General features: G+C 45.7%; 14 protein-coding genes. 5 read left to right on the top strand and 9 right to left on the bottom strand.

The genetic code is table 11. From position 1 onward, the window contains the following. Positions 1 to 16: 16 nt before the first annotated feature. From truB to VC82_RS05385, 4 genes are read right to left on the bottom strand one after another with little or no spacing between them, the layout of a single operon-like run. On the bottom strand, positions 17 to 724 hold the full coding sequence (truB, locus tag VC82_RS05400; protein WP_045801457.1) for a tRNA pseudouridine(55) synthase TruB: 708 nt from the start codon (positions 722 to 724) through the stop codon (positions 17 to 19). A 37-nt stretch (positions 725 to 761) separates the two neighbouring features. Continuing rightward, positions 762 to 1,562: an undecaprenyl-diphosphate phosphatase gene (locus VC82_RS05395; RefSeq protein ID WP_045801456.1), complete on the bottom strand. Its 801-nt coding sequence runs from the start codon at positions 1,560 to 1,562 to the stop codon at positions 762 to 764. Between the two features lie 2 nt (positions 1,563 to 1,564). Beyond that, positions 1,565 to 1,828 carry a DUF3098 domain-containing protein gene (locus VC82_RS05390; RefSeq protein WP_045801455.1) on the bottom strand — a complete coding sequence of 88 codons (264 nt, stop codon included), beginning with the start codon at positions 1,826 to 1,828 and terminating at the stop codon, positions 1,565 to 1,567. Positions 1,829 to 1,837: 9 nt separating this feature from the next. After that, positions 1,838 to 2,716 (bottom strand): cell division protein FtsX, encoded by an 879-nt coding sequence (locus VC82_RS05385; RefSeq protein WP_045801454.1) that lies wholly within the window; start codon positions 2,714 to 2,716, stop codon positions 1,838 to 1,840. Between the two features lie 177 nt (positions 2,717 to 2,893). Here VC82_RS05385 and leuS point away from each other — a divergent pair, with 177 nt between their 5' ends. From leuS to VC82_RS05375, 3 genes are all read left to right on the top strand, one after another. Further along, positions 2,894 to 5,695, top strand: a complete 2,802-nt coding sequence (gene leuS / locus VC82_RS05380) for a leucine--tRNA ligase (RefSeq protein ID WP_045801453.1) — start codon at positions 2,894 to 2,896, stop codon at positions 5,693 to 5,695. A gap of 67 nt (positions 5,696 to 5,762) precedes the next feature. Continuing rightward, on the top strand, positions 5,763 to 5,915 hold the full coding sequence (locus VC82_RS15950) for a PQ-loop domain-containing transporter (protein WP_084598167.1): 153 nt from the start codon (positions 5,763 to 5,765) through the stop codon (positions 5,913 to 5,915). A gap of 220 nt (positions 5,916 to 6,135) precedes the next feature. Then, on the top strand, positions 6,136 to 6,837 hold the full coding sequence (locus VC82_RS05375; RefSeq protein WP_045803274.1) for a zinc metallopeptidase: 702 nt from the start codon (positions 6,136 to 6,138) through the stop codon (positions 6,835 to 6,837). Between the two features lie 55 nt (positions 6,838 to 6,892). Here the strand turns inward: VC82_RS05375 and VC82_RS05370 are convergent, their stop codons facing one another. Both VC82_RS05370 and VC82_RS05365 read right to left on the bottom strand, forming a co-directional pair. Next, positions 6,893 to 7,363: an Lrp/AsnC ligand binding domain-containing protein gene (locus VC82_RS05370; protein ID WP_045801452.1), complete on the bottom strand. Its 471-nt coding sequence runs from the start codon at positions 7,361 to 7,363 to the stop codon at positions 6,893 to 6,895. Between the two features lie 63 nt (positions 7,364 to 7,426). Beyond that, a complete protein-coding gene (locus VC82_RS05365; RefSeq protein ID WP_045801451.1) occupies positions 7,427 to 8,800 on the bottom strand; it encodes a saccharopine dehydrogenase family protein in 1,374 nt (457 codons plus the stop codon). Between the two features lie 79 nt (positions 8,801 to 8,879). On the opposite strand from VC82_RS05365, the gene VC82_RS05360 reads away from it, so the two are divergent. Next, a complete protein-coding gene (locus VC82_RS05360; protein ID WP_045801450.1) occupies positions 8,880 to 9,263 on the top strand; it encodes a DUF423 domain-containing protein in 384 nt (127 codons plus the stop codon). A 73-nt stretch (positions 9,264 to 9,336) separates the two neighbouring features. Next, positions 9,337 to 10,953, top strand: coding sequence for a phosphoenolpyruvate carboxykinase (ATP) (gene pckA, locus VC82_RS05355; protein ID WP_045803273.1), 1,617 nt, complete (start codon positions 9,337 to 9,339; stop codon positions 10,951 to 10,953). 56 nt (positions 10,954 to 11,009) lie between these two features. Here pckA and VC82_RS05350 read toward each other — a convergent pair whose 3' ends face one another. From VC82_RS05350 to VC82_RS05340, 3 genes are read right to left on the bottom strand one after another with little or no spacing between them, the layout of a single operon-like run. Further along, positions 11,010 to 11,756: a uroporphyrinogen-III synthase gene (locus tag VC82_RS05350; RefSeq protein WP_045801449.1), complete on the bottom strand. Its 747-nt coding sequence runs from the start codon at positions 11,754 to 11,756 to the stop codon at positions 11,010 to 11,012. Between the two features lie 5 nt (positions 11,757 to 11,761). Next, complete coding sequence (locus tag VC82_RS05345; protein WP_045801448.1) at positions 11,762 to 12,418, bottom strand: DUF4271 domain-containing protein; 657 nt, start codon at positions 12,416 to 12,418, stop codon at positions 11,762 to 11,764. Continuing rightward, the gene (locus VC82_RS05340; protein WP_045801447.1) at positions 12,415 to 14,082 is read right to left on the bottom strand and encodes an ArnT family glycosyltransferase; all 1,668 of its coding nucleotides are present in this window, start codon (positions 14,080 to 14,082) and stop codon (positions 12,415 to 12,417) included. The genes VC82_RS05345 and VC82_RS05340 overlap by 4 nt, the downstream gene beginning before the upstream one ends. Between the last annotated feature and the right edge of the window lie 5 nt (positions 14,083 to 14,087).

The following is a 14,087-nucleotide window of genomic DNA, read 5'->3' as shown; positions in this document are numbered from 1 at the left end:
AGCAAACCGCAAAAATTTAGCCAATCTGGGCAATATGCTGGGCAAATGCTTCTGGGGTTACCGCTTTATTTACGTTGTAATCACCTATTTTGGTTCTTCTCAAGGCCGATAAATATGAGCCAGAACCAAGGGCTTTGCCAAAATCGTGCGCCAATGAGCGAATGTAGGTGCCCTTACTGCAGACCACCCTAAAATCAACTTCAGGCATGGCGAAACGGGTTATCTCAAAATCATGGATTTCGATGGTCCTCGCCTTTATTTCGACCGATTTGCCCTCGCGGGCCAGTTCGTACAGCCGTTTGCCATCTTTTTTTAGGGCAGAAAAGAGGGGCGGTATCTGTTGAATTTTGCCCATAAAACCGGGAATGATTTTTTCTATGGCCGCTTCGTCGATATGCCTGGTCGGAAATGTGGCATCGACCCCGGTCTCCAAATCGTACGAGGGCGTGGTGGCTCCCAAGGTGAACGTGCCGGTGTACTCTTTTGCCTGACCCTGTATTTCAGGTATCTTTTTGGTGAACCTGCCTGTACAGATTATCAAAAGACCGGTGGCCAAGGGGTCTAGCGTACCGGCATGCCCTATTTTGAACTTTTTGTTGAGGTTGAATTTTTTTCTCATGGCCCACTTGACCTTGTTCAGGGCTTGAAAAGAACTCCATTCATAGGGTTTGTCTATCAAGAGAACTTGGCCCTCAAGAAAATCTTCTTTGCTGTTAGCGTTCATTGATAAGAACATTTTGCTTCCTTGCTACCTAAAGGGGTCATGGGGCTCCCCAAATACTCCATCCAATGGCGATAAGCCCTACTAGCAGGCAATAGATGGCGAAATAGGTCAGTTTGCTTTGGCGTACCAATTTGATCATCCAAGTGCATGCTACAAGGCCGGCTATGAAAGCAGCCAAAAAGCCTGCTCCCATGGCAAAGGTTTCATCACTCTGAAAATTGATTTCACCGCCCAGCACGTCTTTGGCCATCTTGCCTATGATCAACGGGACGACCATCAAAAACGAAAACCGTGACGATTTGGTCTTGTCGATGCCCAACAGTACTGCCGCCGAAATGGTTGCCCCACTTCGCGAGATGCCGGGCAACATGGCCACCATCTGCGCCATGCCGATAACAAATGAATTTTTGAAGGTAACCCCTTTGTCAGTGGTCTTGGCCAAATCTGCCAAATAGAGCAAGATGGCCGTTATAATTAGCATAAAGCCCACAATAATGATGGCGCCGTCGAAAAACACTTCCATATAATCTTGTAGAAAAAAGCCGACCAAAGCCGCCGGCACCATTGAAATGACAATCTTAACGGCAAATTGGGTCTCTTCGTTCCATTTGAACTGAAAGAGTCCCTTGAGAATATCCCACACATCTTTGCGAAAAACGACAATGGTACTGAGTGCGGTTGCAAAATGCAGAACCACTGTGAACAAAAGGCTTTCTTCTGGTAGTGCATCGGCACCCAAAATAGCTTTGCCCAGTTCTAGATGACCGCTTGAGGAGACCGGCAAAAATTCGGTCAATCCCTGAATTATGCCAAGAATGATGGCGTCAATGGTTTCCATAGTTATCTGCTCTTTTTCTTCGGATTCAACAATATGGCATAAATCTGTATGCCCAAACCAATTAGGACCAAGGTCGGGGCCAAACGGATTCTGCGAAAACTGTAGATATCAGGATTGAACACATTTGGGTCATCACTGCCACCGCCACTCATCAAAATAAAGCCCAAGGCCATAAAAGCCAGTCCAATAAAGAGGAATATGTAGTTTTTCTTTTCAAAGATAAACTCCCGTTGTTGCTTGGGAGCCTGTTTGTTCTTTTTGCCCATGCCGCAAAGTTAGTAATAAAGATCGTCGGTTCTAAGGTTGAGAAAGCGTTGGGTGGCAAAATGGGTGCTGATCCATGAGATTGCTATGCCCAACACAAAAACTCCTACGAACAATATGGCCAACAAGGTTACATCTTGAAACAGGTTCAGCTCAGGAAAATTCTTGTTCACATAGTAGAGCAGAACAGCGAGAGCGATCAAGGCCAGTAGTGCCCCCAGCATGCCCAGTTTTATGTTGGTATAGACAAAGGGCCGCCGTATAAAGGTCTTGGTGGCCCCGACCATTTGCATGGTCTTGATAATAAACCTTTTTGAGTAGATCGACAGCCGTATAGAGCTGTTGATCAACAAAACGGCAATTACTGTGAACACGGCACTTGCAATCAGTATCCAAAGGCTAATTTTCTTGACGTTCTCGTTCAACAATTCGATCAGGGGCTTGTCGTAGCTGACCTCATCCACATAGGTTTTGCCCTCTAGATCCTCGGCTATTTCAACAAGTTGTTCTGGGGTCACATAGTCGGCCTTCAGGTTTACGTCGATCGAGTTTTTCAAGGGGTTGTACCCCAAAAACTCTTGAAAATTCTCGCCTATATCCTCACTGTATTGTTCGGCTGCATCTTCTTTTGAAACATACACGGCCGATTTGGTGTATTCGGCCATGGCCAGACTTTTTTGAAGTTGGTCGATTTCCACGGGCTTGGCATTGTCTTTCAAAAAAACCGAAATGGTGATCTGTTCCTTAAAGTGATCGGCCAATTTTTTGGTGTTCAACACCAACATGCCTAGCACGCCCAGCAAAAAAAGCACCAGGCCAATGCTCAACACAACCGAAAAATAGGAGGAAATCAACCGTCGCCGTTGATATCGTTCAATGTACTGGCTCATAGCACCATTTGATAGTGTAAAAATAGAAAAGTAAATCGGTTTTAAAGGGATTAACCCTATTTTTGCGCTTCAAATGGAATCTGTTTTTGTTATTCAAAGGAACAAGAAACCGAATGATTTGTTTGATATCTCGACCATGCTCGATATGACATACGAAATTTAAAGACAAACCGATTGATGAGCTACGATTTTAGAAGGATAGAGAAGAAGTGGCAAGATTACTGGGCCAAGAACCAAACCTTTAAGGCGAACAATAATTCTGACAAGCCCAAATATTATGTGTTGGATATGTTTCCTTACCCCTCTGGGGCCGGCTTGCACGTGGGGCATCCACTGGGGTATATAGCCAGCGATATTTACGCGCGTTACAAGCGCCACAAGGGCTATAACGTGCTGCATCCCATGGGGTACGATTCTTTTGGCCTTCCTGCCGAACAGTATGCCATACAAACAGGGCAACATCCCGCCATCACCACAGAGGCCAATATCAACAGGTATCGCGAGCAATTGGACCGTCTCGGATTTTCTTTTGATTGGAGCCGTGAGGTGCGCACTTCGGATCCTAACTATTATAAATGGACGCAGTGGGTTTTTATCCAACTCTTCAATTCTTGGTACAACAATGATACTGACAAAGCGGAGCCCATCGATACATTGGTGGCCCGATTTGGGAAGGAAGGCAATTCAAAGGTGAACGCTGCCTGTGATGATGATACGCCTGTCTTTTCAGCTGAAGATTGGAACCAATTCTCAGAAGCCGATAAACAGCGCATGTTGCTGAAATATCGCTTGACCTACCTCGCCGACGCTAAAGTCAACTGGTGCCCGGCCTTGGGAACGGTTCTTGCCAACGATGAAATTGTGAACGGCGTTTCCGAAAGGGGCGGCCACCCTGTGGTACGCAAAAAAATGACGCAGTGGATGATGCGCATCACTGCATACGCCCAGCGTTTATTGGATGGGCTTGATACCATCGACTGGCCGCAACCGTTAAAGGATTCGCAGACCAATTGGATTGGTAGAAGCGAAGGGGCTTCGGTGACTTTTAATGTCAAAGACCACGATGCCCAAATCGAGGTTTTTACCACCCGTCCCGATACCCTTTTCGGGGTATCGTTTATGACCTTGGCCCCTGAGCACGAACTGGTCGGCCAAATAACCACACCGGAACAAAAAGCAGCGGTCGAGGCCTATGTGGAGGCCACCGCCAAACGTTCAGAGCGTGATAGATTGGCCGATGTGAAAACTATTTCAGGGGTGTTCACGGGCGCGTATGCAGAACATCCGTTCACCAAAGAGCCCATTCCCATCTGGATTGGCGACTACGTGTTGGCCAGCTATGGAACCGGTGCCGTTATGGCCGTGCCCTGTGGCGATCAGCGCGATTATGATTTTGCAAAGCACTTTGGCATAGACATACCGAATATTTTTGAAGGGGTTGATATTTCTGAAGAGGCTTTTTCAGACAAAGAGAATACAGTCATCGCCAATTCTGACTTTTTGAACGGGCTTTCCTATAAAGATGCGTTTCGAAAAATTATCGATGAGTTGGAAAAGATCGGACACGGCAAGGGCAAGGTCAACTATCGTTTGCGCGATGCCGTCTTCAGCCGCCAACGCTATTGGGGCGAACCGTTCCCCGTCTATTACGATGCAAACGGCATTCCCCATATGATTGATGAACGATATTTGCCCCTAGAATTGCCTGAGGTGGAAAAATATTTGCCTACCGAGACCGGAGAACCGCCTTTGGGCAACGCTACGGAGTGGGCTTGGGATGTCGGGGCCAATAAAGTGGTCAGCAACGATTTGATTGACCATAAAACCGTTTTTCCGTTGGAGTTGAACACCATGCCAGGCTGGGCAGGCAGTTCACAGTACTTCAACCGGTATATGGATCCTCGAAATAATGAGGAAATCTTCTCGCAGGAGGCCATCAACTACTGGCAAGACGTGGACCTCTACATTGGTGGTAGCGAGCATGCCACGGGGCACTTGCTCTACTCACGTTTTTGGCAAAAATTTATGTTCGACAATGGGCTGGTGCCCAAAGACGAATATGCCAGAAAGCTCATTAACCAAGGGATGATCACGGGGATGAGTGCTTTTGTCTATAAAGATGCCCAAGCCAATACGTTTTACTCTAAGGGATTGGTCGGTCAGAAGGATGTAATACCTCTTCATGCAGATGTTTCTTTGGTCAATGCTTCAGATGAGTTGGATGTGGAAGGCTTTAAGAAATGGCAACCAGATTATAAAGATGCAGCGTTTGTATTGGAAGGGGGCAAGTATATTGTGGGCCGCGAAGTGGAGAAAATGTCCAAGTCGAAATACAATGTGGTGAATCCTGATGCGATCTGTGACGAATACGGGGCCGATTCGCTGCGATTGTACGAGATGTTTTTGGGTCCGTTGGAGCAATCAAAACCGTGGAACACGGCAGGGATTACAGGGGTGTATTCCTTCTTAAAAAAACTTTGGAAATTATACGAAAACATTGAGGATGTTGCACCATCTGAAGAGAGCCTGAAAACCTTGCACAAGACCATCAAAAAGGTTGAGGAAGACATTGAGAACTTCAGTTTCAACACCTCTGTCTCTACATTTATGATCTGTGTCAACGAATTGAGCGCCCAGAAGTGCAAAAGCAAGGCCATTCTAGAGCCACTGGCCGTTTTGGTGTCACCCTATGCGCCCCATATCGCCGAAGAGCTTTGGGAAAAATTGGGGCATACAGAATCGATTGCCTTTGCGCCTTTCCCAAAATTCGAGGAAAAATATTTGATTGAAAGCACCAAAGAATATCCCATCTCTTTCAATGGTAAGCTTCGCTTTAAGATGCAACTGCCATCGGATATGGGCAAAGAGGAAATTGAGGCCGCTGTTATGGCCCATGAAAAGACAAAAGAGTACTTGAACGGGCGCACCCCGAAAAAAGTCATTGTCGTGCCGGGTAAGATTGTGAACATTGTTGGCTAAATTTCGAACAGAGAAAAGTGGTTTGCTCGAAGAAAAGCCGGTTGCTTCGCTACATTAGCAATTTATTATGCCCACTATTGAAATCATAGGTCTCATCGCCGCGGTGTGTACCACCATGGCCTTTATACCGCAGGTTTATAAGGCGTTGAAGCACAAGACCATGGTGTCGACCTGTCGCTTACCATGTACCTCATTTTTTTATCGGGGGTCCATTCTTTGACTGGTCTATGGAGTTTACCACGAAAGTCTGGCCACCATCTTGGCCAATGCGGTCATTGCTCTACTGGCGCTTTTGATGTTGCTTCAGAAAATTCGCTACAAATAGGGGAGACATTTTGTCAGCCATTGACGGCAAAAAGCGATTGGCGGGATTTTTGCATTTTATTAGCGCGAATCAAATAATGATCTTTTTAACTTTAGACCAAGAAAAGCGAATAATTATGATGACATATTATATACTTATTGGTGCCATTGCCTTGATAAGTTGGGCCGTGAGCGCAAAATTAAAGAGTAAGTTTCGGCACTACTCCAAAGTGCAATTGCGCAATGGTATGAGTGGGGCAGAGATTGCCCAAAAAATGCTTGAAGACCATGGAATCTACGATGTAAAGGTAATTTCTACCCCGGGCATGCTGACCGACCACTACAACCCCAAGAACAAAACAGTGAACCTGAGCGAAGGGGTTTACAGCCAGCGTAATGCTGCTGCTGCTGCGGTGGCTGCGCACGAATGTGGGCATGCCGTGCAACATGCGCAGGCCTATGAATGGTTGACCATGCGGTCAAAGTTGGTGCCTGTGGTCAGTGTAACCTCCAATATGAGTACTTGGGTCGTATTTGGCGGCATTGCGCTAATGGCCGCAACTGGGGCAACCGGGGGTATCGGTTTTTACATTGCCGTTGCCGGACTGATCATGATGGGCCTCGCCACATTGTTCAGCTTTATTACACTACCGGTAGAATACGACGCGAGTAACCGGGCCTTGGCATGGTTAAAACAAAAAAATATGGTATCACAGCAAGAGTACAAGGGTGCTGAGGATGCCCTAAAATGGGCAGCACGAACCTACTTGGTAGCGGCTCTGGGCGCTTTGGCATCATTGATCTACTGGGCCGTACAAGTCTTGGGAGCCAGAGATTAATAATATCACCATTAATACTTCGTATTTAGATGCCCACTTTTTCGGGTGGGTTTTTTTATATGGTGATCTGCCGGTCGATTTGTTGGTCGAGCGAGATAAAGGTTTCTGTTCGTGAGACCCCCTCGATTTGTTGTATCTTTTTGTTTAGCACCTGCATTAGGTGCTCATTGTCTTTACAGAGCACTTTTATGAGGATAGACCAATTGCCAGTGGTATAGTGGCACTCCAAGACCTCTGGAATCTTTTCAAGCTCTTTTACGGCACGTGGGTTCGACATGGCCTTGTCTAAAAAAATACCGATGTAGGCCATGGTAGTGTAGCCCAATACTTTGGGGTTGATAACAAATTTAGAACCCGAAATAAGGCCCGATGCTTCCAATTTTCGCAATCGTTGATGAATGGCCGCGCCTGAGATACCGATATTTCGGGCGATTTCAAGAATGGGCTTTCGGGCATCTTCCATCAAAAACCTTAAAATCTTTTTGTCGATGCCATCAATCTTGATCAGATTGTTAGAGTTTTTCATATATCAGATATCAAATCGAAACCAAGATACGAACAAATAGGTTTGAAATCCAGATGTAGTGGTTTAACCCGCTACCGAATCAGGGTTGTACCCTAGGTACGGGGCATCGAACTCATTAAAACGGATACCGTATTCGGCAAGCTCTGAAAGAATGGGTCTGTAGACCTCTTTTGAGATGGGTATCTGCACCCCAGGGGTGGTTATTTTTCTATTCAAAATGTCAAGGGTCGCCATGGCCACGGGCAAACCTACAGTCTTGGCCATGGCGGTATGGGTCCTGTTTTCGCCGATGACGACCATACTGGCATCTATTTGCTTTTTTTTGCCATCCAACTCATAACCGAACTTATGGTACATCACGATCATGTCTTTGTCTCCATCGTCAAGTGTCCAGCTATCCTCCAGAATATACTGTAGCATTTGGGCGGGTGTGGCATTTTTCAGGGGAATCTTTTTATCAGGATTGAAAAGATCTAGTTCTACCAGTTTTTCCCAGAAAATATCATCTTGGTCAATTTTAAGGTAGTGCCGTAGCTTTAGCTCTACCGAATCGGTGGGCGAATACGGCAGAAAAAGGTTTACAAACTCACGGTACGACATTCCTTCGGACCCTTCGACTATATAGCTGTCATCGGTCATGCCCAGCTGTACGAAAATATTCCAAGCCTTTGAAAAGCCCACTCTTCGCATGGTGCCACGGTACAGGGTCAATACGTCTTGAAGTCCATAGGCATCTCTATACCAAAGTGAGTCACGGTTGGCGTAGGCCTCAAAGGTACCGTAGCCTTTAATTTCTAAAAACTCGGTACGCCTGAACAGTTTGTGGTACGGTATGTACTTGTACGTGCCCTCTTGAATAAATTTGGCGGCCCCGCCCTGGCCGGCGAGCACCACGTTTCTAGGGTTCCAGGTGAATTTGTAGTTCCATAGGTTGTTGTCGCTCTCAGGTGCCACCAGCCCACCAGTGAACGACTCAAAAAGCAACATTTTTCCACCTTTTGCCCGTATGCGGTCAATGACCTGCATGGCACTCATATGGTCAATGCCCGGGTCAAGACCTATCTCGTTCATGAACACCAGTCGCTTTTTTTTGACCTCTGCATCGAGCTTTCGAAGCTCATCGCTGATATAAGAGGCGGTCACCAAATGCTTCCCCAGGGTCAGGCAGTCTTCAGCCACCTTTATATGCAGTTTGGCAGGGAGCATCGATACCACGATGGATGCTTTTGAGATGGCTTCTGCCCTGGCGGGATCCTCTAAGATATCCAGGGTCAGAAGGGTACAGTTAGGATGGTTTCCGATATACTCGGGGAGACTTTTCGGGTTTTTGTCCCCTATGGTTATATGCAGGTTTTCAGAGGATGATTTTTCCAAAAAATAATCCAGTAGATAGGAAGTTGATTTGCCAGCACCAAGAACCAGTATATTACGCGTCATACGATTTGAGTACTTTTGTATGTAACGGATACGAAGGTATCAAATTGTTATATTCTTAAAAAAACAACCCATTATAGTTATGAACAAAACAATTTTGGTAACCGGACTCGTTTTGGGGGTATTGGCCATTATACTGGGGGCCTTTGGGGCCCATGGTCTCAAAAAGGTACTCACTGCTGATGAACTGGGTACTTTTGAAACAGGGGTGCGCTACCAGATGTACCAAGCCCTTTTTCTACTGTTTTTGAGTATGCTGCCAAAGATGGCCGATGATACCAAGAAATGGGTTTTTTACGCCATTGTGATCGGTGTGGTGCTTTTTTCGTTTTCCATCTACTTTTTGGCGACCAACAAGCTGACGGCTTTTGATTTTAGAAAGATAGGATGGATTACACCTATCGGGGGGCTCTTTATGATTACTGGATGGGTGTATCTCATAATATCCGTTTTGGCCAAAAAATGATACTTTCTGCCTTTTTTTGGTAACATTCACCACACATTTTTTAGCTTTGCACCATCAAAAAAAATCGATGCTCATGGCTAATAATGCCCAAAAAACGAAAACGATTTCGTTGAAAGGTTACGGAATCGACCATTCCAACTTTCACTACCAATTGTCATCAGACGATCTTCATGCCCGTACCATCGAAAAAGGTATGGGCCAAGAGACATCGCTTAGTGCGCTTGCCGTAAATACCGGTGAGTTTACCGGCCGGTCGCCCCAAGACCGTTTTATCGTCAGGGATGATGTTACAGAAGACAAGGTTTGGTGGGGCAATATCAACATTCCGTTCGAACCCGAAAAGTTTGATCGCTTGTACGACAAGGTCATTAACTATTTAAATGACAAGGAATTGTTCGTGCGTGATTGTTATGTCTGCGCCGACCCGGCCTATAGAACCAATGTCAGGGTAATCAACGAGTACCCTTGGTCCAATATGTTTGCCCATAATATGTTCTTGAGGCCCGATGAAGATGAGCTCGAGGGTTTTGAGCCGGAATGGACGGTCATAAATGCACCGGGCTTTAGGGCCAACGCCGAGGTTGATGGCACACGACAGCACAATTTTGCAATTCTCAACTTCACCAAAAAGATTGCCCTTGTCGGGGGTACCGGATACACGGGCGAAATCAAAAAGGGAATTTTTTCTGCCCTCAACTTTATTCTGCCGGTGTATCACAACACGCTGCCCATGCACTGTTCGGCCAATGTGGGCGAGAATGGCGATACCGCGCTTTTCTTCGGTCTTTCGGGCACGGGCAAGACAACCCTTTCGACCGATCCCAACAGAAAGCTCATCGGCGATGATGAGCATGGATGGACTCCCCAGAACACGGTGTTCAACTTTGAGGGAGGGTGTTATGCCAAGGTAATCAACCTTTCGCAAGAAAGTGAGCCCGAAATCTATGGGGCCATAAGAAAGGGGGCCATTTTAGAGAATGTTATTTTAGATGACCAAGGTAATGTAGATTTTGAGGACGCTTCGATCACGCAGAATACCAGGGTCAGTTATCCCATTTACCATATCGATAATATCCAACGGCCATCCATCGGAGAGAACGTAAAGAATATTTTCTTTTTGACTGCCGATGCATTTGGCGTACTGCCCCCTATTTCTAAATTGACCCCGGCCCAAGCTGCCTACCATTTTATTTCGGGTTATACGGCCAAGGTGGCGGGTACCGAAGCTGGTGTGGTTGAGCCGCAACCCTCATTTTCGGCCTGTTTCGGGGCGCCCTTCATGCCTTTGCACCCTACCAAGTATGCTGAGATGCTGAGCAAAAAAATGAAAGAATCGGGTGTTGATGTGTGGCTTATCAATACAGGGTGGACGGGCGGCCCCTACGGAGTGGGCACCCGTATGAAACTCGAGTATACCCGGGCCATGATCACAGCGGCCTTGAACGGCGATTTGGGCCTTTACAGTTATGATACCTATCACATTCACTCGGTTTTTGGGGTGGCACAGCCCCGTGAGTGTCCAGGGGTGCCCACCTCTGTATTGAGCCCCAGGGCCACATGGAACGATGATGAGGCATACTACAAGACAGCCTTTAAACTTTCAAATGCATTTCGCGAGAACTTCAAGAAATTTGAAGCGTATGCGAATGAAGAGATACGACGTGGTGGCCCGCAGCGCTATGCGTTCTAAATCAAAAAAGCCCCGGCGTTTGACCGGGGCTTTTTTTAATTTCCTTTTAGCAGATATTATTGCTTGTTGACATCAGAAATGTACTTCTGCAGAGCCATGGTCATCGAAGGCGTTTCTGGTGTTGGGGCCTTGATGTCGATACGGAGGCCCGCCTCGGTGGCGGCCTTTACCGTGCTGTTGCCAAAAACCGCAATGCGGGTGTCGTTCTGTTTGAAATCAGGAAAGTTCTTGAGCAACGATTCAATGCCCGAAGGACTGAAAAACACCAAAACATCGTAGTACACATCCCTTAGATCAGAAAGGTCGCTGATAACCGTTTTGTAGAAGATACCCCGTTTCCAATCCAGCTTCAATTCGTCAAGTACTTTTGGTATTTCTGGTTTCAGCACATCAGATGAGGGCAATAGAAACTTTTCGTCTTTGTATTTTTTGAACATCGGAACCAAATCACTGAAAGTGCGTTGGCCAACATAAATCTTGCGCTTTCTATAGACCACGTATTTTTGAAGGTAGTAGGCCACCGCTTCCGATTGGCAGAAATACTTCATTGTATCGGGCACCTTAAAGCGCATTTCTTCAGCTATTCTGAAAAAATGGTCCACCGAGTTTCGACTTGTCAGAATAATGGCCGTAAAATTGTTGAGGTCTATTTTTTGCTGCCGAACGTTTTTCGCTTGAACACCCTCAACATGAATGAAAGGCCTAAAATCGACCTTAACCTTTTCTTTTTCGATGAGTTTCGAGTATGGAGAGTTCTCCATTTTCGGTTCTGGCTGAGAGACCAAAATCGTTTTTACTCTCATAAAAATCAGTGTTTTAGATAACCGCTAATTAATACAAAGGGTGCAATTTCGAGAGTGCAAAGGTACAAAATAAAATAGAAAACGTTGGAAATGATCACTTTTTGATGGTTCTTCAAGATATTGACCAATCCTATGATGTTAATGATCATAATTAAGAAAATACCACCATAAATCATATGTTTTGGACTATCTGCAACGTAGATGATGAAGATGTTGATGGCAAACATGATCAGTCCGCTGTAGTTGAAATATGATAATTTGTGGTAGATGATCTCTTTGACAAGCGACTGTGTATTGAACACATAGCCCTTTGTCAGTTGCAATATTATTTTTATCGAAAGAAGGAGTGTCGTTATGGCTAGTATCATAAGAAAGGGCGAGGACATTCGGGCCAATAGATCGGGCATCAAGGTTCTAAGGGCCAAGTATGCGAATAGGGAAATGTTGATGATCTGAAAAAGGGTCATCAATAAATGGAACCAGCTCAATAAACGTCCCTTTTTATTGTAGAGCGAGATGTATTTGTTGTTGAACGGAAGGATAAGAAAGTTCATAAACCGGGTCTGGTACAGATATTTACCCAAGGCAAGCAATAATAGTCCCAAGAATATGAGGATGGTCATCCAGTCTACAGGTTCTATAGTACGCGCTATTGGGTTCATGGCTCAAGTTTGTAACTGCTGCTGTTGATGCCCGGGCGTAGTCCAAATTCGGAAATACCAAACTTGATATACTCAATGTCCTTCATGGTTGGGCTCTTCAACGTACAGCGAAAATAGGTGGTATCATTTGATTTCAAACGATCAATGGCCCCATTCAAGGGTGAAAACGCTACTTTATTCGATTCTTGGAGCTGTTTGTGGGCGTTTAGGTAGGCCACGTGAAATGTCAGGTTGCCCAAATCGATGTCATGCGGGTAAGGATTGTACACTTTTACCATCAGCGAATCTTGCTGCAGATCTATCGGCAGGTCTTCGACCAGGCACCGTAGCTTTCTGTATGACCTAAAATTGTCTATGAAGATCCCATAAAAAAGGGTCCCTCGGGCATTTGTATAAGATATATCGCCTTTTTTGGCATATTTCGTAACATAGAGCACCCGCCTGTTTTGCACCTTCTCCTCAGAGTCATCTATTGAATACTGGTTTTGCCTGTAGTGAAAATTATTCAATGAATAGGAGGTGTTGCCAGAGTAGAACGCATACATGGGCGCCCGCCTGTAAGAGTTCTCAAAAACAACGGGGATGTCTCCGGCCTTTTCTTTCAGGGTATTGACCCATTCTTTGTTTCCGTGTGTTTCATACACGACCGGAAACAATGGCTCATGAACCAACCCCACCCTTGCAAACAGTAGAATGGCGGTACTTGTCAACCCCAAGCGCATGATCCATTTTCTAGGGGTAGGCCGCGACAAAAAATACTCATAGGTCAAAATCGCCAATGGGATGCAGATGACAATGATCCATTGGGTCTGTACCCGTCTGTTGAAGCTCGATAGAAAAAAGAACAAAATGACCCCATAGGCCAAGAACTGCAAGGCCTTTTTAAAGCGGTCTTTGGCTTTGGTCTTTAAAAGGGCCCAATACACCCAAGGAAACAATAGCCCGAAAACCAAAACCAGGTTCAGAATATAACCAAGGGTGAACTTTTCAAAGCTGTAGGGCTGGTTGGGGCGCTCAAACAGATGGTACTTGATAGTGACCAGGTCATTGTTGTAAAGCCATGCGAAATGTGGAAAGTAGCAAACAAGGGCCGTGGCCACCGCCAACCATGCAAACCTGTTTCTAATTAGGGCAACATTCGAAAGAAACACGAAAAGTATCACTAGAACCGCATGGTACTTGCTGTACATCAAGGCGGCCATGACCAATCCAAGAGCTAGTGATATGCCAATGGTGGCCCGCTCGAGAAATTTTTTATAAATCAACAAAAAGAGGGTGGTAAAAAACAACAGAGGGGTGTCTGGCAGGGTCAAAAAGCCATAGGCATTCAACAGTGGCATCGAAAAAAGCAGCACGAAAAAAAACGGTACATACTTATGCTTCTCCTTTGATGCTATCAGTTGCCAGAGAACCAAAAAGGTGCCCACGCCCAAAATACAGCCCATAAAGCGTACGCCAAGTTCGCCGTCAAAGAAAAAGGAGGAAATTTTGGCCAGAAAGGCCACCATAGGGGGATGATCAAAATACCCCCAAGCCAAATCCTGTGCATAGTACCAATAATAGGCTTCGTCATATATCAGCTCTGTGAAAAAGCTTTGCACAATGTTCAATAAAAAAAGCGCTGATAGTAGATAGATGAAGAGTTTCGGAAAACGTTTGGTCATCAGTG

This window comes from Flagellimonas lutaonensis, from assembly GCF_000963865.1.
Classification (GTDB): Bacteria; Bacteroidota; Bacteroidia; order Flavobacteriales; family Flavobacteriaceae; genus Flagellimonas_A; species Flagellimonas_A lutaonensis.
This window is presented reverse-complemented; position numbering and strand designations above follow the sequence as displayed.